17 protein-coding genes and 2 pseudogenes are annotated in these 19,618 nt (G+C 71.8%); 8 read left to right on the forward strand and 11 right to left on the reverse strand.

All coding sequences use genetic code 11. The features are described from left to right. Positions 1-23 precede the first annotated feature (23 nt). Positions 24-1,217 (forward strand): cytochrome P450, encoded by a 1,194-nt coding sequence (locus tag ABT137_RS16150; protein ID WP_351708683.1) that lies wholly within the window; start codon positions 24-26, stop codon positions 1,215-1,217. A gap of 9 nt (positions 1,218-1,226) precedes the next feature. Here the strand turns inward: ABT137_RS16150 and ABT137_RS16155 are convergent, their stop codons facing one another. Continuing rightward, positions 1,227-1,928 carry a TetR/AcrR family transcriptional regulator gene (locus ABT137_RS16155; protein WP_351708686.1) on the reverse strand — a complete coding sequence of 234 codons (702 nt, stop codon included), beginning with the start codon at positions 1,926-1,928 and terminating at the stop codon, positions 1,227-1,229. Positions 1,929-2,021: 93 nt separating this feature from the next. On the opposite strand from ABT137_RS16155, the gene ABT137_RS16160 reads away from it, so the two are divergent. Then, entirely contained in the window at positions 2,022-2,861 is an 840-nt protein-coding gene (locus tag ABT137_RS16160; RefSeq protein WP_351709226.1) for an SDR family oxidoreductase, read from the forward strand. Here the strand turns inward: ABT137_RS16160 and ABT137_RS16165 are convergent. Next, the gene (locus tag ABT137_RS16165) at positions 2,858-3,274 is read right to left on the reverse strand and encodes an ATP-binding protein (protein ID WP_351708689.1); all 417 of its coding nucleotides are present in this window, start codon (positions 3,272-3,274) and stop codon (positions 2,858-2,860) included. The genes ABT137_RS16160 and ABT137_RS16165 overlap by 4 nt on opposite strands. 132 nt (positions 3,275-3,406) lie before the next feature. On the opposite strand from ABT137_RS16165, the gene ABT137_RS16170 reads away from it, so the two are divergent. Together ABT137_RS16170 and ABT137_RS16175 are read left to right on the forward strand one after the other, a co-directional pair. Continuing rightward, the gene (locus ABT137_RS16170) at positions 3,407-4,273 is read left to right on the forward strand and encodes a helix-turn-helix domain-containing protein (RefSeq protein ID WP_351708691.1); all 867 of its coding nucleotides are present in this window, start codon (positions 3,407-3,409) and stop codon (positions 4,271-4,273) included. Then, positions 4,270-4,542 (forward strand): DUF397 domain-containing protein, encoded by a 273-nt coding sequence (locus ABT137_RS16175; RefSeq protein WP_351708694.1) that lies wholly within the window; start codon positions 4,270-4,272, stop codon positions 4,540-4,542. The genes ABT137_RS16170 and ABT137_RS16175 overlap by 4 nt, the downstream gene beginning before the upstream one ends. Here the strand turns inward: ABT137_RS16175 and ABT137_RS16180 are convergent. The 3 genes and pseudogenes from ABT137_RS16180 to ABT137_RS51025 form a co-directional block, all read right to left on the reverse strand. Next, on the reverse strand, positions 4,511-4,822 hold the full coding sequence (locus tag ABT137_RS16180) for a PASTA domain-containing protein (protein WP_351708697.1): 312 nt from the start codon (positions 4,820-4,822) through the stop codon (positions 4,511-4,513). The genes ABT137_RS16175 and ABT137_RS16180 overlap by 32 nt on opposite strands. 9 nt (positions 4,823-4,831) lie before the next feature. Then, positions 4,832-5,815, reverse strand: coding sequence for an MMPL family transporter (locus ABT137_RS51020; protein WP_502984525.1), 984 nt, complete (start codon positions 5,813-5,815; stop codon positions 4,832-4,834). 183 nt (positions 5,816-5,998) lie between these two features. Beyond that, positions 5,999-6,826: pseudogene (locus ABT137_RS51025) on the reverse strand (MMPL family transporter); the annotation flags it as partial. 482 nt (positions 6,827-7,308) lie between these two features. Here ABT137_RS51025 and ABT137_RS16190 point away from each other — a divergent pair. After that, the gene (locus ABT137_RS16190; protein ID WP_351708703.1) at positions 7,309-8,541 is read left to right on the forward strand and encodes a sensor histidine kinase; all 1,233 of its coding nucleotides are present in this window, start codon (positions 7,309-7,311) and stop codon (positions 8,539-8,541) included. Here ABT137_RS16190 and ABT137_RS16195 read toward each other — a convergent pair. From ABT137_RS16195 to ABT137_RS16210, 4 genes and pseudogenes are all read right to left on the reverse strand, one after another. After that, on the reverse strand, positions 8,522-9,214 hold the full coding sequence (locus ABT137_RS16195; RefSeq protein WP_351708706.1) for a response regulator: 693 nt from the start codon (positions 9,212-9,214) through the stop codon (positions 8,522-8,524). The genes ABT137_RS16190 and ABT137_RS16195 overlap by 20 nt on opposite strands. Further along, positions 9,211-9,831, reverse strand: coding sequence for a TetR/AcrR family transcriptional regulator (locus tag ABT137_RS16200; RefSeq protein ID WP_351708709.1), 621 nt, complete (start codon positions 9,829-9,831; stop codon positions 9,211-9,213). The genes ABT137_RS16195 and ABT137_RS16200 overlap by 4 nt, the downstream gene beginning before the upstream one ends. Before the next feature lie 61 nt (positions 9,832-9,892). Beyond that, positions 9,893-10,546, reverse strand: coding sequence for a class I SAM-dependent methyltransferase (locus tag ABT137_RS16205; protein ID WP_351708712.1), 654 nt, complete (start codon positions 10,544-10,546; stop codon positions 9,893-9,895). Positions 10,547-10,583: 37 nt separating this feature from the next. After that, positions 10,584-10,718, reverse strand: a pseudogene (locus ABT137_RS16210) (AzlD domain-containing protein); the annotation flags it as partial. Between the two features lie 179 nt (positions 10,719-10,897). Here ABT137_RS16210 and ABT137_RS16215 point away from each other — a divergent pair. After that, on the forward strand, positions 10,898-11,497 hold the full coding sequence (locus tag ABT137_RS16215; protein WP_351708715.1) for a helix-turn-helix domain-containing protein: 600 nt from the start codon (positions 10,898-10,900) through the stop codon (positions 11,495-11,497). A 93-nt stretch (positions 11,498-11,590) separates the two neighbouring features. Here the strand turns inward: ABT137_RS16215 and ABT137_RS16220 are convergent, their stop codons facing one another. Continuing rightward, positions 11,591-11,794 carry a cold-shock protein gene (locus ABT137_RS16220; RefSeq protein WP_003992177.1) on the reverse strand — a complete coding sequence of 68 codons (204 nt, stop codon included), beginning with the start codon at positions 11,792-11,794 and terminating at the stop codon, positions 11,591-11,593. A gap of 317 nt (positions 11,795-12,111) precedes the next feature. Here ABT137_RS16220 and ABT137_RS16225 point away from each other — a divergent pair, with 317 nt between their 5' ends. Then, a complete protein-coding gene (locus tag ABT137_RS16225) occupies positions 12,112-12,963 on the forward strand; it encodes a menaquinone biosynthetic enzyme MqnA/MqnD family protein (RefSeq protein WP_351708718.1) in 852 nt (283 codons plus the stop codon). Positions 12,964-13,098: 135 nt separating this feature from the next. Further along, positions 13,099-14,805, forward strand: a complete 1,707-nt coding sequence (locus ABT137_RS16230; RefSeq protein ID WP_351708721.1) for a serine/threonine-protein kinase — start codon at positions 13,099-13,101, stop codon at positions 14,803-14,805. A 38-nt stretch (positions 14,806-14,843) separates the two neighbouring features. On the opposite strand, the gene ABT137_RS16235 is transcribed toward ABT137_RS16230, so the two are convergent. After that, complete coding sequence (locus tag ABT137_RS16235; protein WP_351708724.1) at positions 14,844-19,421, reverse strand: FtsK/SpoIIIE domain-containing protein; 4,578 nt, start codon at positions 19,419-19,421, stop codon at positions 14,844-14,846. Between the last annotated feature and the right edge of the window lie 197 nt (positions 19,422-19,618).

Below are 19,618 nucleotides of genomic sequence, written 5' to 3' on the forward strand. Positions count from 1 at the left end.
GCCGACCGACGAAGGAGAAGTACGTGCAGGCGATCAACTGTCCCTTCGGTTTCAGCGAGGCCCTCGACTTCGATCCGGCCCTGGCCGGCTTCATGGAGCGTGAGTCCCTCGGCACCATCCGGCTGCCGTACGGCGACTCGGACGCCTGGCTGGTCACCAGATTCGAGTCGGTGCAGCAGGTGACCACGGACCCCCGGTTCAGCCGGGCAGCGATCATCGAGTACGACTATCCGCGCCTGACGCCCGAGCCGATCGTCTCCCCGGAGTCGATCAACGTGATGGACCCGCCGTACAGCGGCCGGATCAGGCATCTGGCCACCCAGGCCTTCACCCCGCGCCAGGTGGACCGGATGCGGGGCCGGATCGGCCTCCTCACGGACCGGCTGCTGGACGAAATGGAAGACGCCGGTCAGCCGGCCGACCTGGTCCGGTACCTGTCCGACCCCCTTCCCCAGCACACGATCCTGGACCTGCTGGGCATCGACCGCGCCGAGTGGCCCCGGATGCAGGAGCAGGTCCAGCGGCTGCTGGTGGTCGGCGCGGGCAACCGGGACGTCGCACGCGCGGCCAAGGAGGACCTGACCGGCTACTTCACCGAGCTCGTCGCCGAACGCCGGAACAACCCCGGTGCGGACATCATCAGCGTGCTCACCGAGGCACGGGACGGCACGGACCAGCTCGACGACCGGGAACTGGCCGTCCTGGCACTGACGTTCACGCTCAGCGGCCAGGACACGGCGACCTGCCAGATCAGCGACATCATGTATCTGCTGCTGACCCGCCCGAAGCTGGCGGAGTACGCCCGCGCGCACCGGAAGGACCTGACGGACTTCATCCACGAACTGCTCCGGTACATCCCCTTCCGGAAGGGCGTGGGCATTCCCCGGGTGGCACTGGAGGACGTCGAGATGGACGGGGTGGTCATCCGGCAGGGCGACTTCGTCCACGTCTCCTACCTGACGGCCAACCGTGACCCGGACCGCTATCCGGATCCCCACGAGATCGTGCCCGACCGTCCCGTCGCTCCCCACATGACCTTCGGCTGGGGCGGCCACCGGTGCATCGCGGTGCCGTTGGCGATGGCCGAACTGGAGGTCGCCCTGGAACGCCTCCTGGACCGCTTCCCCACGCTCCGCCTGGCGGTGCGCCCGGAAGAGATCCGCTGGGACACCGAGACCATCCGCCGGTTCCCACTGGAGCTGCCGGTGGCCTGGTAGGCCCCGGCCTCACTCCTCGTCGGCCAGGCGGTCCAGCCACTCCCCCAGCAGGTGCTGTTCCGCGCTGCTGAGGATCGTCTGGCCGGGGAGGCCCGCGCGCAGGGCGCGGGCCGCGGCCGCCGGCCCGCCACCGGTCCGGACGGCCGGTTTCTCATGCGTGACCGCGCTGACCATGGCCTCCCGGAGGGTGGTCAGCAGGGCCGGGTCGCGGTCGGCCTCGGGTGCGGACAGCCAGGTGAGCACGGCGCCGCGCGCGGTGGCGTGGATGACATCGACCGCGAGATCCTCGCCGACCCGCAGCCACCCGCCGGCGGCGAGCCGCCGCACCCGCCCCCGCAGGATCTCCAGCCCGGCCCGGAAGGCGGCCGACCCGCTGTGCGAGGTGCCGCCGTACATCAGCAGGTACAGCGCGGGGTTCTCCAGCCCGAACCCGACCGCCAGGTCCCAGCTGCCGCGCAGGTCCTCGATCAGATCCTCGGGGTCCGGATCGACCCGCTTGCCGGCCAGGAACGTGGCGAAGCCGTGCTCCGCAACGGCCTCCAGCAGCCCGTCCTTGTCGCCGAACAGCCGGTAGATGGCCGGGGGTTGCAGCCCCGCGGCGACCGCGACCGCCCGGGTGGTGACGGCGTCCCGCCCCTCCCGTTCCAGCAGTCCCATGGCGGCGTCGACGACGCGCTGCCGGGTGTCCGTGTCACGTGATTCCGAGCCCATGTATCAATGATATCGCTCATGCGCTTCCATCGATAATATCGGTGTTACGCTGAACCTGTTTCCATCGATATCGCCATCGTGCTGGAGGACATCGTGATCGTCGTGACCGGAGCCACCGGACAACTCGGCAGCCGCATCGTGGAACGACTGCTGACCCGCGTACCGGCCGAGCGGGTCGGCGTCAGCGTCCGCGACCCGAAGAAGGCGCAGGCCCTGGCGGACCGGGGCGTGCGGGTGCGGCAGGGCGGCTTCACCGACCCGTGCGGCCTGGCACACGCCTTCGAGGGCGCCACCCAGATCCTGATCGTCTCCGTCGACCGGCTGGGCGAGGAGGGCGTACGACAGCACCGCACCGCGATCGACGCGGCCGTCGCGGCCGGCGTCCGACGCATCCTCTACACCGCCCACATGGGCACCAGCCCCACCTCCCGCTTCCAGGCCTGCCGCGACCACGCGGCCACCGAGGAGGCCCTGCGTGCCTCGGGCGTCCCCTGGACCTCCCTCCGCAACGGCTTCCACGCGGCGAGCGCGCTGCAGTTCGCCGGCCACGGCCTGGCGACCGGCGAACTGGCCCTCCCGGCCGACGGCCCGGTCTGCTGGACGGCCCACGACGACCTGGCGGAGGCGGCAGCCGTGATCCTGGCGGACGAGGGCCGCTTCGAGGGGCCGACGCCCCCGCTGACCGGGGTGCAGGCACTGACCTTCGCCGACATCGCCGACCTGGCCGGTGCGACCAGGACCATAGCCCCCGACGACACGTTCCGCGGGCAACTGGCGGCCAACGGCGTCCCCGAGGAGGCGGCCGACCACCTCCTGGGCGTCTTCCTGGCCGCCCGTGAGGGCGAGTTCGCGACCGTGGACCCGACCCTGGCGGACCTGATCGGCCGCGAACCGATCGGCATGCGGGAGCTGTTGAGCGAGCGGCCCGCCTAGAGAGGCAGCTCCGCCCAGACCGTCTTGCCGACGTCCCGCTCCGCGACCCCCCACGTCCGCGCCAGCAGCGACACCACCACCAGACCGCGTCCGCCCTCCGCCTCCGCCTCCCGCGCGAACCGCAACTGCCGGTCGTCCCGCGCGTCGCTCACCTCGATACGGAGGGTGTTGTCAGGGGTGAGCAGGAGCAGCCGTACCTCGAAGTCCCGGCCGGGGACGCGACCGTGGGTGACCGCGTTCGCGGCGAGTTCCGCGGTGAGCTGCTGGGCCGTGTAGTTCAGGTCGCTGTCGTGGGGGTATCCCCAGGTGGCCAGCTGGTGGGCGACGAGCCGCCGGGCCAGCCGGGCGCCCCGCGGGGTGGCGCTCAGACGCTGCGTCAGTGCGGCGGTGGGGGTGGAGATTTCGGCGTTCACGTGACAGAGCGTGGCCGGTTCTCCGTACCCTGACCAGGGGCGATCGCGCGACTCACGGTAGCCGTACGGGTGTGTCGGGTGAGGAGTACGGGTCGTCGGCCGTGACCACGACGACGTGAGGCGGAGGCGTACGTGACGGACGTACAGCAGGAGCGGCGGCCGGAGACACCGGCGGAGGCCGAGGGTACGACGGGACTGTTCAGCGCGCTGGGCAAGCAGCTGAAGCTGCTGCGGGAGCGGAAGGGGCTCACGCAGAAGGAGTTCGGGGCGCTGGTGGGGTACGGGCCGGACGCGATCTCGGCGATGGAGAGGGGGGTGCGGGTTCCTCAGCCGGACATGCTGGTGAAGGCGGACGAGTTGTTGGAGGGCGGGGGGTTGCTGGGGGCGGCGGTGCCGGAGCTGAAGGAGGCGATGAAGAGGGCGCGGACGCGGCATCCCGAGTGGTACCGGAGTTATGCGGGGCTGGAGGCGGAGGCTGTTGAGCTTCACTTCTACGCCAATCAAGGCGTCCCCGGCTTGTTGCAGACCGAGGACTACGCGCTGGCGGTGTTCTCCCAGCGGCGGCCGTTGCTTAACGAGCAGACCATCGAGAAGCGCATCGCCGACCGACTGTCACGCCAACAGGTCTTCGACAAGTGGCCTGCCCCCATGTGCGGTTTCGTGCTGGAGGAGGTCGTCCTGGACCGGGCGATTGGAGGCAAGGCCGTTCGCGACGCACAGTTGAAGCAGTTGCTCCGTATCGGAGGGCTGCGCAACGTTGAGATCCAGGTGATGCCCACCGATATCGAAGAACACCCCAACATGGGTGGTGCGTTCAACCTTTTGACACCTCCGAAGAACCCGCAAGTTGCGTACACGGAGATCCAGGAGTACCCGCGTTTGATCACTGACGCCGACGAGGTCCGGAAGATCGCAGACCGCTATGGAATGATCCGGGCGATGGCACTCTCGCCCAAGGAGTCCCGGGCGTTGATCGACGAAAAGCTGGGGGAGTTGTGAGCAGCCGGAAACTCAACTGGTTCAAGTCCAGCTACAGCGACGGAGGCGGCGGCGAATGCCTCGAAGCCGCCTACACCTGGCGCAAGTCGTCGTACAGCAGCGGCGGAGGCGGCGAGTGCCTCGAAGTCCGCACCGCTCCCTCCGTCATCCACATCCGCGACTCCAAGCGGACCGCCGGCCCCGCCGCCCCCCACCTCACCCTCTCGCCCTCCTCCTGGACGGCGTTTCTCACGGGCGTCACCGGTCCGGGCACGCCTCGCCCGTCTTGACCACGCGTAGCGTGACCGGCGTGGTGAGGGCGTAGCGCGCCGGTGGCGGCTGCTGGGAGCAGACTCTCCAGTTGCCGCCCAGGACGGGGATCCGGTGCCGGTCGAGCGCGTCCTCGGCGGCGAGTTGGCGGAACCCCGCGTCCCGGGCGGTCAGTTGGGCCGTGCGCAGGGTCGTCCCGCGCAGGTCCGGCAGCTCGGCGGTCTGTTTCCGGGCGTGCTGGGACAGGGCCAGCAGCGCGACGACGACCGCGAGGGTGAGGAGGGCGGGACCTCTGCGCACGGTTGGTCCTCAGCCGACGTGGGTGAAACCGGCCTCGGTGTCGGCTGGGGCAGGTGACGCCGGCACCGCCAGCTTCTCGCCCTCGATGTCGACGTGGGGGAGTCGGCGGTCGATCCAGCCGGGGAGGGACCAGGCGCGGTCGCCTAGCAGGGCGAGGACGGCCGGGACGATGGTCATGCGGACCACGAACGCGTCGAAGAGCACGGCGGCGGCGAGGCCGAAGCCGAGGGACTTGATCATGGCGTCGTCGCCGCCGATGAAGCCGCCGAAGACGCCCGTCATGATGAGCGCGGCGGCGGTGACGACCTTGCCGCTGTGCCGGAAGCCGTCGGTGATCGCCTCGCGGGCACCGGCGCCGTGGACGTAGGACTCGCGGATGCGGGTGACGAGGAAGACCTGGTAGTCCATGGCGAGGCCGAAGACGATGCCGACCGTGAGGATGGGGACGAGGCTCATGATCGGGCCGGTGGTCTGCAGGCCGAACAGGTCCTTGAACCAGCCCCACTGGAAGACCGCCACCATCGCGCCGAAGGCGGCCAGGACGGACAGCAGGAAGCCGACCGCCGCCTTGAGCGGCACCAGGACGGAACGGAAGACGAGGATCAGGACGAGGAAGGCCAGGCCGACGACGAGCAGCAGGTAGGGGACGATCGCCTGGGCGAACTTGGCGGCGACGTCGAGGTTCAGGGCGGTGGTGCCGGACACCAGGCCCTCGGCTCCGGTGGCGGCGCGGGTGTCCGCGGCCCGGTCGCGGATGTCGTGGACGAGGGTCTTGGTCTTCTCGCTGGTGGGTGCGCTCTTGGGGACGACGGTGACGATCGCGGTGTCGCCGGCCGGGTTGTAGACGGCCGGGGTGACGGCGGCCACGTCCTTCATGCCGGTGATGCTGTCGGTGAGGTCGCCGACGGCCTTCTTCGTCGCCGCCGGGTCGGTGTCGTTGACGACGACGGTGAGCGGGCCGTTGAAGCCGGGCCCGAAGGCCTCGGTGAGCATGTCGTACGCCTTGCGCTCCGTGGTGGACGGCGGCTTCGATCCGTCGTCGGGCAGGCCCAGTTCGAGCTTGGTGGTGGGCAGCGCTACCAGGACCAGCCCCGCGACCGAGACGAGCAGCACCTTCCACGGACGCCGCAGGACGAAGGCCGCCCAGCGCTCTCCCAGCGGCGTCTTCGAGGGGGCCTTCGGCCTGCGGCGCGCGCGGCCGAGGACCCGTTCGGGGGCGAGCGAGAGCAGGGCCGGGACCAGGGTGACGGCGACCAGGACCGCGACGACCACGGCGCCGGCGGCGGCCATGCCCATGGCGGTGAGGATCGGCAGGTTGACCACGGCCAGGCCGACCAGGGCGATGACGACGGTCAGCCCGGCGAAGACCACGGCGGAGCCCGCGGTGCCGTTGGCGCGCGCGGCGGCTTCCCTGGCGTCGTGACCCGCCGCTCGTTCCGCGCGGTAGCGCGAGACGATGAACAGGGCGTAGTCGATGCCGACCGCGATGCCGAGCATGCTGGCCAGCGCCGAGGTGCTGCTGTTGAGGTTCAGGGCCGCGGTCAGCGCGGTCACCGAGGTGATCGTGATCCCGACGCCGACCACTGCGGTCGCCAGCGGCATGCCGGCGGCGGCGAACGAGCCGAAGGTGACGACCAGGATCAGCGCGGCGAGCACGAATCCGATCGCCTCGGAGGAGCCGCCGGCCTCGGTGGCCGTCAGGGCGGAGCCGGACGCCTCGACGGTCAGCCCCTTGTCGCGGGCTTCTTCGAGGACCTTGTCGAGGTGCTTGTGGTCCGCGTCGGTCAGATCGGTCGCCTTGGCGGTGTAGGTGACCTGGGCGTAGCCGGTGGTGCGGTCGGCGCTGATGGTCTTCGCGGTGTACGGGTCGGTGACCGAGGCGACCCGCGGAGAGGAGTCCTTCAGGTCCTTCAGCAGCGTCTTCACCTCCGCCCGCGACGTGCCGCCGGTCAGCTTCTGCCCGTCCGGCGCCCGTACGACGACCCGGGCGCTCGCCCCGTCGGCGTTGGCCGCCGGGAACTTCTTGCCGAGCAGGTCGTAGGCCTTCTGTGCCTCGATGCCGGGCAGCGTGACGCTGGAACTGCCGCCTCCGCTGCTGCCGGCCGCCGCGGCACCCGCGACACCCAGTACGACCGCCCAGAGCAGCACGACCAGCCAGCGGCGCTCGAAGGCGCGGCGACCGATCCGGTGCAGGAATGTAGCCATGACGAAAACAGACTCCGTACGTCGGAACGAGGGTGGGGGCGGAGACACCTGCGCCGGCGGTCGAGGACCGTGCGCAGGGGGCGGTGCTCCGGGCATGCGAGGCCTGTCGTCGTCGACTGGCTCGGGGCGGGGCACCGGCGCCGGGGAGACGCCCGTGCCCCGCAACCATGCTGGGCCGGGCCGCACCCCGGCCGCGTCAGCCTCTGGTACGGCCGGTGCCGGAGCGTGTCGGTCATCCGGCCGACAGCACGGGAGCGGGTCGGTTTCCTACGCTGGTAGGCGTGGACTGGAAACTTCCGTTTTCGCCCGGAGTGCGGCGTCTCGTCACCGCCGCCGCGCTGCTGGCCCTGGCCCTCACCTGGGTGGTCGACATCCTCGCGGTGTACAACCCGGGGCAGGCGAGCTCACCCATCCGCTGGCTGCCGGTGTTCGTCACCGGTCCGCTGGCCGTGCTGGCGCTGCCCGACACCCGATGGTCGCCGCCGCTCACGGCCCGGTCGCTGGGCATCGCCGCCCTGTCCGCCGCGCTGACCTGCGTGTGCCTGGTCGACCCGCGGCCGGTGGGCGACTGGGGTCTCCTGGAGCTCCTCGCCCTGCTGTTCCTGATCGTCCGGGTGCTCGCCGAGACGGAGTCCGACCGCACCACGGCCTGGACCGCCGCCGCCCTGGTCGCCGCCGTGCTGATGATGCCGCTGCGCGGCCGTACCGTGTTCAGCCTCGTGGCCGGGCAGTACGTGCTGACGGTCGCCCTCGCGCTGGCGGTCCTCATCGGCTGCTCCCTGCGCGCCCTTGAGGCCCGCCGCCGGCGTGCCGTCCAGGAGGTGCGCTACGCCGAGCGGCTCGCCCTCGCCCGCGACCTGCACGACCTCATCGCCCACCACATGACGGGGATCATCGTGCAGGCCAACGCGGCCCGGACCGTGCACGCGATCTCGCCCGAGAAGGTCGACCCGGCCCTGGAGGCGATCTCCCGGTCCGGGACGGAGACCCTGGAGTCGATGCGGCGCCTGGTCCGCGTGCTGCGCGAGGACGACCACCAGGCGCTGCGCCCCGCCGACCTGCTCTCCGGGCTCGGCGACCTCGTCGCCGGCTTCTCCCGGCGCCGGCCCGACGCTCCCGCCGCCCGCCTGGAGGCCGCCGCGGCGGCCCGGACCAGCAGGTTCAGCCCGGAGGTGGAGACCTCCGTGTACCGGGTGGTCCAGGAGGCCCTCACCAACGTGCACCGGCACGCGCCGGGCGAGCGCGTGGTCGTACGGCTGGACGCCGACCCGGACTGGCTGCACGTGACGGTGGCCAACAGTCTGCCGCACCGCCGCATCGGCAGCCCCGCCGGCGGCCAGAGCGGGCTCGGCCTGATCGGGCTGCGGGAGCGTGTCGAGGCGCTCGACGGCGAGTTCTGGGCGGGCGCCGTCGACCCCGCCCAGTGGGAGGTCCGGGCCAGCGTGCCCCGGTCCCCGGACTCGCCGCCGCACCCGCCGCGATCGGCGCGCGATGCTACCCGGACCGCGAGGTGACCACGCCGTTCTCCCACGCCCAGGCCGCGACCTCCACCCGGTTGCGGGCGTCGATCTTGGCCTGGATACGGGCCAGGTACGTCTTCACCGACGACAGCGACAGGAACAGCTCCTCGCTGATCTCCTGATTGGTGCGGCCCACGGCCACCAGCCGCATGATCTCCGTCTCCCGGACGCTCAGCCCGGCCGCCTCCGCGTCGTGCGCACTGCGCGGGCCGCGCTGCAGCTCGCCCAGCAGGCGGACGGTGACCGCCGGCGAGACCAGGGCGTCGCCGCGCGCCGCCGCCCGTACCGCCTCCACCAGCAGTGCGGGGGAGGCGTCCTTCAGCAGGAACCCGCAGGCGCCGTACCGCAGCGCGTCCCGTACGTAGTCGTCCTGGTCGAAGGTGGTGATGACGACGACGTTCGGACCGCTCCCGCCCTCGCCCCCGGCCCCGCCGGTCCGTTCGCCCGTCAGTGTGCGGGTGACCTCCAGCCCGTCGAGGCGGGGCATCCGGATGTCGACCAGCACGACGTCGGGCCGCAGCCGGCGGGCCAGTTCGACGCACTCCACACCGTCGCCGGCCACGCCCACGACCCGGATGCCCGGCTGGGCGTCGAGGATCATCTCGAAACCGGCCCGCACCAGTTCCTGGTCGTCGGCGATCACCACGTCGATCGGTTCGCCGGTCACGGCCGGCGGTCCCGGTCCGCCCGCGGCGCGCGGGCCGGGATCGGCGCCCCGGCGCCGGTGTGCAGCATCGCGATGATCCGGTCCGCGTAGTCGGCCGGTGCCGTCTCGTCGAGGCTGTCGCGGTCGTGGTCGTACGCCATGCCGACGATCATGAGGGTGAGGTGTGCGGCGGCCGCGTTCCACAGCTGGTCGCGGCCGCTGCGCTCGGCGATCGCGTCCTCCAGCAGCAGACGTTCACGGTTCACCAGGTCCCACAGCCGGGCCCGTGGCCCGGGCGCCCGGTCGAGCTGGGCGCGCAGCCGGCGCAGCCGGGCCAGTTCCTCGGGGCCCACGTCCAGCACGGTGCGCACGGTCCATCCGAGGGAGACGGCGACGTCCTCCTCCTCGGGCCGGGCCCGCAGCCGGTCGGCGAGTACACCGGTGGTCCGCTCGACGGGGTCGAGCAGGATCGCGTCCTTGTTCGCGAAGTACCGGTAGACCGTGGAGACCGCCACCTCGGCCCGCTCCGCCACCTGCTCCACCGTCGCGGCCTCGTACCCGTCCCGTTCGGCCAGCGCGATCATGGCGTCGTAGATCGCGGCCCGGACCTTCAGTGCCTTCTTCTCCCGCAGCCCCACGCGGCCACCGTAACAGAATGAGAAGACTTCTCTTTTGGCAACGATTCTTCTCTTCTGGTGATCACAAGTCCGGTGATGGCGAGGTGGCGATCAGATACGCCTGCGGACTCGTCTCCCCGAGCCCCGCGTCCGCTTCCCGCACCGTGCGGGAGTGGAGCCGGAAACCGGCCCCGGTCAGCAGCCTCGCCATCTCCTCCGGCCGCCGCCGCTCGAAGTCCAGCGCCACCGGGTGCCCCCAGGGGTCTTCGAGCCGGCGCGCCGCGTCCCCCACCTGGAAGGCGAGGAGCAGCCGGCCGCCCGGCCGCAGCACCCTCCTGAACTCCCCGAACAGCAGCGGCAGATGGTCGTCCGGGGTGTGGATGGACGAGTACCAGCACACCACCCCGTCCAAGGCGCCGTCCGCCAGGGCCAGTTCCAGCATCGAGCCCTGGACGAAGCGCAGGCCCGGGTTCTCGCGGCGGGCGACGGCGAGCATCGACGTGGAGAGGTCGAGGCCGAAGACGGAGAGGCCGAGCCCGGCGAGCCGCCCCGTGACGCGGCCGGGGCCGCAGCCGAGGTCGGCCACCGTGCCGCCCGGGCCGACGAGTTCGGCGTAGGCGGCCAACAGGGCACGGTCCAGGGGCCGGTTGGAGACATCTTCGCGGAAGTGGTCGGCGTAGTCTTCGGCGATCGCGTCGTAGAACGTACGCGTGGCGGTGAGGAAGTCGGCGGTCATGCCCGCGGACCCTAACGGGCGGCACTGACAACGGCCGTCAGTCGACCCCGGCCGCCCGCAGCAGTGCCGTCACCGCCGCGGCCCCCAGGACCACGACCGCGAACGGCGCCCTGCGCCAGGCCAGTACGCCCGCCGCCAGCACCCCGGCCGGGCGGGCGATCCCCGCGAAGCCGCGCCGAAGGAGACACCCACGATCCCGCCGGCCAGCCAGACGAGTGAACTGTCCCGGACCAGGGAGGCCGTCCTCCGCGGCTGGGTTGTTCGGTTTGGCGAACGCATGTTCTCTGCAATGAACAAGTAGGGTGGTGTTCGTCAAGGCGAACGGTCGTACCGATGGAGCGAACGAACGAGATGTCCGAAGCAACCGACCGGCCGGGCCGGTCAGAGCGGCCGGACCGGCCGGACCGGCTTCCGATGGAGTGGATCGCCGGGTCGCTGAAGCGTGAGCGGGCCCGGGCCGGGCTCTCCCTGTCCGAGCTGGCCAAACGGGCCGGCATCGCGAAGTCCACGCTGTCCCAGCTGGAGGCCGGCGGCGGCAACCCGGGCGTGGAGACGCTGTGGTCGCTGGGGGTGGCGCTGGGCGTGCCGTTCAGCGCCCTGGTCGAGCCGCCGGTGTCCGGCGTTCAGGTGATCCGGGCGGGGGAGGGGCCCACGGTCGCGTCGGAGCGGGCCGACTTCGCCGCCACCCTGCTGTCCGCCGGCCCGCCCGGCGTCCGCCGGGACATCTACCACCTGCGGATGGAGCCGGGCGCGGCGCGGGAGTCCGAGCCGCACATTCCGGGAACGGTCGAGCATCTCGTCGTATGCGGCGGGCAGGTTAAGGCGGGGCCACGCGGAGAAACCGTCGAATTGAACCCCGGGGATTATCTGACGTATCGCGGCGATGTTCCGCATGTGTACGAGGCGTTGGCGCCCGGCACCACGTTCGTGCTGGTCATGCAGCACGTCTAGGGGGCGGTGGAAAGGCAGGAGCCCCGTCGCCTGACGGCGCGGGGCTCCTTGGGTACTGCACTCAGTCTGCGATCAGACTTGGTTTGTCTGGGATCAGACGGGGGTGACGTTCTCCGCCTGCGGACCCTTCGGGCCCTGCGTGACGTCGAAGCTCACCTGCTGGTTCTCCTCCAGGGAGCGGAACCCGCTGGCGTTGATCGCGGAGTAGTGGACGAAGACGTCGGGGCCGCCGCCTTCCTGGGCGATGAAACCAAAGCCCTTTTCGGCGTTGAACCACTTCACGGTTCCGGTAGCCATAAGCCCTCCTTGGGCCCAAAGGGTCGCCCTGCTCCAGAACCTGCAAGTGTGAAAACAAACTAAGTGCCGCACAACTGCATATGTCTGAAAACTACAAGAGCCCGCGGTTACATGCTCCGCAGGCTCTGTACTGCAAGGGAAACCAAACTGCAACTTGCGGCGAGCCTAGCATGTAGGCAGCCGAAAGCAACAGAGGCCAAGATCACGTCACCCGGACGTTTGAATCGCCCCGAGGGTGGGTTGACCGGAGGGACGGTCGGGACACCAGGGGTGGGGGCGGTCCCAGCACGGTACCCCATGGGGTCTAGTGTCGCGATGTGGACAATTCTCGCACCCGGCCGCGCGTCGGCCACATCCAGTTCCTGAACTGCCTGCCCCTCTACTGGGGGCTCGCGAGAACCGGCACCCTCCTCGACCTCGAGCTGACCAAGGACACCCCTGAGAAGCTCAGCGAGCAGCTGGTGCGCGGCGACCTCGACATCGGGCCCATCACCCTCGTCGAGTTCCTGCGCAACGCCGACGACCTGGTCGCCTTCCCGGACATCGCCGTCGGCTGCGACGGCCCGGTGATGTCCTGCGTGATCGTCTCGCAGGTGCCGCTGGACCAGCTGGACGGCCGCCGGGTCGCCCTCGGCTCCACCTCGCGCACCTCGGTCCGCCTCGCCCAGCTGCTGCTCGCCGACCGTTACGGCGTCCAGCCCGACTACTACACCTGCCCGCCCGACCTCAGCCTGATGATGCAGGAGGCCGACGCGGCGGTGCTGATCGGCGACGCGGCCCTGCGCGCCAACCTGCTGGACGGCCCGCGCTACGGCCTCCAGGTCCACGACCTCGGCGCGCTGTGGAAGGAGTGGACGGGCCTGCCGTTCGTCTTCGCGGTGTGGGCGGCGCGCCGGGACTACCTGGAGCGCGAACCGTTCATCACCCGCGAGGTGCACGGCGCCTTCCTCGACTCCCGCAACCTCTCCCTGGAGGAGGTCGCCAAGGTCGCCGAACAGGCCGCCCGCTGGGAGGCCTTCGACGAGGCGACCCTCGCCCAGTACTTCACCACCCTCGACTTCAGCTTCGGCGCGCCGCAGCTGGCGGCGGTGGCGGAGTTCGCCCGCCGGGTGGGCCCGACGACCGGGTTCGCGGCGGACGTGAAGGTCGACCTGCTGGGCGCCCTGTAAGGGGCGCTGGGGGTACCCCCGGCCGAAGGCTGGGGGAGGAACTGCGCGACCAGCCCCCACCGGCCCGCGGCGAAAGAACCGCACAACCCGCGGAGCGAATAGGCTGCTGCTGAACTCTCTGGGGGGTGAGGGCACATGCTGCCGCTCGCGGGCGACGAACCCACGGCCGTCGGGCCGTACCGGCTGCTCGGCCGGCTCGGCTCCGGCGGCATGGGCCGCGTCTATCTCGGCCGTTCGGCCGGCGGCCGGTCCGTCGCCGTCAAGATCGTGCACCCGCACTTCGCGCTGGACGAGGAGTTCCGCGCCCGCTTCCGCCGCGAGGTGCAGGCCGCGCGGCGGGTCGGCGGCGCCTGGACCGCCTCCGTCCTGGACGCCGATCCGGACGCGCCCGTGCCCTGGGTCGCCACGGCCTACGCGGCCGGTCCCTCCCTGACGGCCGCCGTGACCGACGGCGGCCCGCTGCCCGCGCACACGGTACGGGCGCTGGGCGCGGGGCTGGCCGAGGCGCTGGCGGCGGTGCACGAACTGGGTCTCGTGCACCGGGACGTGAAGCCGTCGAACGTGCTCCTGACCCTCGACGGGCCGCTCCTCATCGACTTCGGCATCGCCCGCGCCACGGACGGCACGGCGTCGCTGACGTCGTCGGGGGTGTCGATCGGCTCGCCCGGATACATGTCCCCGGAGCAGATCCTCGGCAAGGGCGCCACGGGCGCCGCGGACGTCTTCTCCCTCGGCGCGGTGCTGGCGTACGCGGTGAACGGGGTGCCGCCGTTCCCCGGGGACTCCTCGGCCGCTCTCCTCTACAAGGTCGTCCACGAGGAACCCGAACTCGGTTCGCTCGGCGGTGAGCTGAGGGAGGTGGCCGAGGCCTGCCTCGCGAAGGAGCCGGGGCGGCGGCCGGGCCCGGCGGAGGTGGCCCGGCGGCTGGCTCCGGAGGGGGCCGCACGGCTGATGGCCGGCGGGTGGCTGCCGGGGGCACTGGTGGAGCGGGTGAGCCGGAGCGCGGTGGAGGTGCTCAACCTGGAGGCGGCGGAGGCCGTGCCGGCCGCGGTACCGGCGTCCGGGCCGGTGGAATTCAGCACCCCTTCCGTGGCCGGCGAGTTCGGACCGCCGCCGACGCTGCCGCCCGCGGTCGTACCGGAGCCGACGCTGCCGCCCGCGGTCGTACCGGAGCCGACGGTGCCGCCCGAGGCCGTACCGGAGCCGCGGGATGCCGTGGCTACGGAGGGGACGCCCGCGATGCCCGGGAAACCCGGCAAGGTGTCCGTGAGCGTCGCCGCGACCGCCGTACCGGGAGCGGACGGGCGCGGGCGCCGGGTGAGCTGTACGGTCGCGCTCGCGGTGGCCGCGGCGCTGGCGGTGGTCACCGTCGGGGTGGGGTTCCTGGTGAAGCCGTTTTTCGGGACCGACGGCGACGGGACGGACAGTAACGCGGGCGCCGCAGCCAAGTCGCCCTCTACATCGGCGTCGTCCGCCTCCGGCGGCGGGAAGATCCCGGCCGCCTACCTCGGTACGTGGCAGGGCTCGGCCACCGCCCTGTCCGGCAACCTGCCCATCGGCACCTTCCGGGTCACCGTCGAACAGGCCGCGGTCGGCGAGGAGCTGGGCCGCCTGCGGCAGACCGACCAGCTGGGCGGGGTCTGCACGGACATCCTCACCCTGAGGTCGGTGACGGCGGCCAGGCTCGTCGCCTCCTCGACCGGCGCCGAGGGCAACCACGACGGCTGCGACCCCGGCACGAACACCGTGTACCTGACCCCGAGCCACGGCGACCTGGTCTACACGTCGGACAGCTCGGCGGAGGGGAACCCGGTGGCGGTGATGTCGAAGGCGGGGGACTGAAGGATCTCGGGGATCCCCCGCCGTACGACCGCTTACGGCTACTGCGGGGTCGTCACCGTGACGTGCTCCCCGCTGCCCAGGTGCAGCATGCCCTTGCCGGGCTGGATCGGGCCGCCCACCATGGCCCGGGTGGTCCGGATGCCGATCAGCTCGCCGGAGCCGGACTCCTGCGGGGAGAGCAGGATGCCCCGGCGGGCCTTCTTGGCGTCGACCTGCCAGCCCGAGAAGCCGTCGCAGATCTCGTCCTCGTCACCGGCGATGACGACAGCAAGGCCCTCCTCGGTGCCGCGCTCCACGATCCGCTTGAAGACGTCCTCGGCGTCGCAGTCGTCCAGCACCTCGGCGTCGTCGACCAGCACGACGATCGGTTCGGCCGGGGACGCCGACGAGAGCACCTCCGTCAGCTCGTCCTCGTCCACGTCCCGCCCGGTGAAGACCTTCAACACGCCTTCCCGGCCCTCCAGTTCGCGCAGCGGCGACTGCCGGGGCGCGGCGACGACGATCCGCACGCCGTTGGCGAGATGGGAGCGGGCGAAGCCCAACAGGGCCGTGGAACGGCCGGACTTGGCGGGCCCGCCGATCACGAAGGCGGGTACGCCCTGGGCCAGGTCCGGTCCGAAGGCGGTGAGTTCGTCGCCGCCGACACCGACCAGGGCCCACAGCGGGGTGGCCGCCGCGGCCGGGGTGCGCATCGCCCAGGCGTCTTCGAAGGAGATCCGGCCGGGCAGCACGTCCACCCGGAACGGCCGCCGGGAGCGCTCCACCCGGACATCGCGGGCCTCGGCCGCCTCGCCGATCGCGACGATCGCCGCGTTCTGTCCCTGACCGGTGGTGTCCGCGGAGAGCAGCGCGAACTGGGTCTCGGCGGCCGTCTCGCTGCGGAAGGCGCGGCCGGGCGGGATCTCCTCGGGAACCTTGCGGGAGTTGATGTCCAGCATCGAGAAGTCGGCGCGGTCGGCGAGCCGCAGACCGTACTTGTCCTCGGTGAGGGAGGAGATCCGGCCCGCCAGGATCTGCCGGTCGCCGGTGAGGACGAGATGGATGCCGACGCTCGCGCCCTCCCGCATCATCACCATGATCTGGTCGGTGAGGTCACCGTGGTTCAGCTCGCCGAGGGTGGGCAGCCAGCCCTCCCAGCGGTCCAGGAGCAGCACGATGTGCGGCAGCCGCTCCGCCTCCGGGACCGAGGCCCGCTGCTCGCCGATGTCCGCGAACCCCCGGTCCGCGAGGAGCTCCTGACGTCGGCTCAGCTCTCCGGAGAGGCGGGCCATGAGCCGTTCCACCCGCTCGGTCTGGTTGCGGCCGACGACGGCACCGCAGTGCGGCAGCCGGGTCAGCGCGTTCAGCGCGCCGTTGCCGCAGTCGATGCCGTACAGGTGCACGTCGGCACAGGAGTTGGTGCGGGCCAGCGAGCCGGCGATGGTGCGCAGCACCTGCGAACGCCCGGTGCGCGGGGCACCGGCGATGATGAGGTGCCCGAACGTCGCGAAGTCGACGGCGACCGCACGGCGGGCCTGGTCGGCGGGCAGGTCCTCGACACCGTACGCGGCGGCGGGCAGCGCGCCCTGCGCCTGCACGGCCGGCACGTCGTCGAGGAGCAGCATGTCGTCGAGGGCGGGCAGCCACGGCGAGTGCTGGGCCGGGATCCGCAGGGCGGTGTTGGCCTCGCGGACGGCGTCGACGAGCACCTTCAGGTCGGTGATCTCGTCGTCCTCCTTCGCCTCGGACTTCGGCTTGCGCAGCGCGGCCCGCCCGAGGTCCTGCCAGGACAGCGCCCCGGCCCAGGGCGCGAGGGTGGCCGGGTCCGCGGCCCCCGGCCGCCGTCCGCCGACCCGCCCCGACTGGAAGGGGACCAGCGAGGCGTGCCCGAGCCGGACGTACGCCCGTCCCGGCGTGCTCTTCGCGATGTGCCCGGCGTCGGGCGCGTCGATGACGTCGGTCGACTCACCGGCGTCGGTCACGCGCAGCGCGATCCGGAGGTTGGTGTTGGCGCGGATCTCGGGCGACACGACACCGGACGGCCGCTGGGTGGCGAGCAGCAGGTGGATCCCGAGCGACCGCCCTCGCTGGGCGATGTTCACGAGTCCCGTGACGAAGTCGGGCAGATCGCGCACCATGGACGCGAACTCGTCGATGACGATGAGGAGTCGGGGGACGGGGGAGCGGGACGGATCCCTTCTCACCAGGTCCTGGTAGTCCTCGATGTCCTTGGCGTCGGCGGCGGCGAGAATGTGCTCGCGCCGCTTGAGCTCCGCGCCCAGCGACTCCAGGGCCCGCTCCACGAGGTGCGCGTCGAGGTCGGTGACCATGCCCACGGTGTGCGGCAGCTTCACACAGTCCTTGAACGCCGAGCCACCCTTGTAGTCGACGAGCACGAACGTCATGTTCTCGGGGGTGTTGGCGACGGCCAGCGCGGCCACGATGGTCTGGAGCAGCTCGGACTTGCCGGAACCGGTGGTACCGGCGATGAGCCCGTGCGGCCCGTCCCGCCGCAGGTCGATGCCGAACGGCCCGTCGTACGACTCCCCGATGACGGCCATCGTCGACTGCCCGCCCATCCGCCAGCGCGCGGCGATCGCGTCCCGCGTGGGCGGCTCCAGCTGGAGCACGTCGAGCAGCCGGCTGGCGGCGGGCAGAGCGGAGTCCTCGCTCTCGCCGCTGATGTCGCGGAGCGGGGAGAGCGAGCGGGCGAGCCGCCCGCACCAGGCGGCGGAGACGAAGTCGGGCCGTACGTTCCGCTTGCGCAGCGCCCCGCTCTGCTCGACGCGCAGCCGCAACTCCAGGTCCTGCGGGGCCTGTTCCTCGCCGCCTCCGCCGCTCTGGGGATGCCAGGCCTGGAACGACGGAAAGCCGCCGACGGCCTGCTGCGCCACGGGCGTCGCTTGCGCGGCCTCCTTGCCGGCCCGCGGCTCGGCGACCACGACCCCCTGGCACTCCCCGGGCAGGAACCGCTCCTCCTCGTCGAGGCAGAGGGAGCGAATGGCGACGCCCGGCCCCTCCTTCAGCAGCCGTACGACACCGGGCATGGAGCGCAGCCGCCGCGACCCGTCCCACACGACGACGATGTCGGGGTCGGAGAACGCCGGACCGTCCGTCTTGCTTCGCCCGCCCTGCTGCAGGGCCTTCTGCCGGCCGTCGAGAAGCTGGGTGAGTTCGCCGACGCGGGCGCCGACGGTCTCGGAGTCGGTGCCGATGAGGACGTTCACGTCCTGGCCGCCGCCCGGGCGGGAGTGCGGCAGCCAGCGCACCCAGTCCCAGCGGGCGCCGGCGTCGTTGTCGGTGAGGACGTAGAACTGCACGTCCATGGGGCTGTGCAGGACAGCGGTCTGGGCGACGGCCCACCGGCCCAGCGCGTGCGCCGAATCACCCGGCCCGGCGACCCCGATCACCCCGAGGTCGCGCAGCGACAGCCCGACCGGGGCGTCCTCGATGTACCAGCGGACCTTGCGCTTGTGCTCGTCCTGCTCCGGGTCGTCGAGCTCGACCTCGGAGGGCACGCGCCCGGTGCCGAACCGGATCAGCAGATGGTCGGCGTCGGTACGCCGCCGCTCCCACAGCCGCGTCCGCGGCCCGGTGCCGTACGTCAGCACCGCGGCCGGATCCGGCACCGCGGCCCGCCGCTCGGACCGCTCCGCGACGAGCGCCTCCTGCGCCTCCCCCTCGATCCGCGCCTTGTGCTCCTTGTACTCCTTGAGCTGCTTGGCGTGGGACTTCCTGCCGTGCTTCTTGTCCATGAAGTAGTTGCCGAAGAGCATGAGGGGGCTCATCAGCGCCATGATCAGGTAGTACCAGCGCCCGAACATCATCACGGAGACGACGGCACCGACGAGCGGCAGCAGCGCCATCAGCCAGGGCAGCGGCCGGGCCTCGTAGTCGCCGAGCGGGTTGGGCAGCGAGAAGTGCGTCTGCCGGTCGGCGGGACGCAGCCGCGGGGGCCGGTTGTAGTCGAGTCCCGCGCCGTCGTCGGACCACTTGAGGGCGGCGTTGGGCGGGCTGTACCCGGTGATTTCGAGAAGGGTGTTGCCGAGGGCGAGCTGGGCGCCGAGCGGCCAGTCCCCACCGCTCTGGAACTCCTCCCCGTCCAGCCGCACGTCGTCCACGTGCGCCTGCACTTTGCAGGTGCCGTCGATGGCGATGGTGAGGGTGGCGGCGCGGGCGGGCAACTCCGGGTCCTCGACGCGGAGGTGGGAGGCGGGTCCGGTGCCGATGTCGTACCGCCCGACGCCGAGCCGGTGCACGGCGCCGGCAGCGGGACCGCCGGCGACCCGGAACTCGACGATGCCGGTGGGCTCACCGAGCAGACACCCGGCGGGGTCGTGCAGGCTGACGACGACACCGTCCCGCAGCGGCGAGCCGACGACGGTGGCGGCGGGGTCGAGGGCGTACCCGTCGACGTAGGCGAGCGGCCCGGAGACCTGGACGGCCGCGGCCTGTTGCCGGCCCGCGCCGATGGGTATGACCTGGGCGCCGCCCTCGCCGGGGTCCGGATATCCCAGACCGACCTGCCGGGCCAACTCCCTTGCGACGTCACCGACGGTCGATTCGGGATCCGCGTCGAGCACCACGTCGGCGGTGGCACCGCCGACCGGGTCGACGACGGTCAGACTCAGGCGCACGTTCCGTCCCCCAACACACCGAGAGCACCCAACACAGTGGAAGTGACCTTAGCCGCCCGCTCTTTCCCGGGTGCAACGGGATGTGAGCGATTCACGATTCCGCCGCACAAGGCCCGTGCGGTCGCACGCGTCACCCCCGTAGGATCTTTGCTCGTGCGGACGGCCATGCCATGGCCAAGGATCCGCGCGAACGGTGC

It is taken from the genome of Streptomyces sp. NPDC001980 (assembly GCF_040296885.1).
Taxonomy (GTDB): Bacteria; Actinomycetota; Actinomycetes; order Streptomycetales; family Streptomycetaceae; genus Streptomyces.

What these genes read in the sequence shown, in the direction of transcription:
- ABT137_RS16230 (WP_351708721.1), top strand. Translation starts at nt 13,099, where the DNA reads ATGCTGCCGCTCGCGGGCGACGAACCCACGGCCGTCGGGCCGTACCGG.
- ABT137_RS51020 (WP_502984525.1), bottom strand. Translation starts at nt 5,815, where the DNA reads ATGCTCACCGAGGCCTTCGGGCCCGGCTTCAACGGCCCGCTCACCGTC.
- ABT137_RS16220 (WP_003992177.1), bottom strand. Translation starts at nt 11,794, where the DNA reads ATGGCTACCGGAACCGTGAAGTGGTTCAACGCCGAAAAGGGCTTTGGT.
- ABT137_RS16215 (WP_351708715.1), top strand. Translation starts at nt 10,898, where the DNA reads ATGTCCGAAGCAACCGACCGGCCGGGCCGGTCAGAGCGGCCGGACCGG.
- ABT137_RS16205 (WP_351708712.1), bottom strand. Translation starts at nt 10,546, where the DNA reads ATGACCGCCGACTTCCTCACCGCCACGCGTACGTTCTACGACGCGATC.
- ABT137_RS16155 (WP_351708686.1), bottom strand. Translation starts at nt 1,928, where the DNA reads ATGGGCTCGGAATCACGTGACACGGACACCCGGCAGCGCGTCGTCGAC.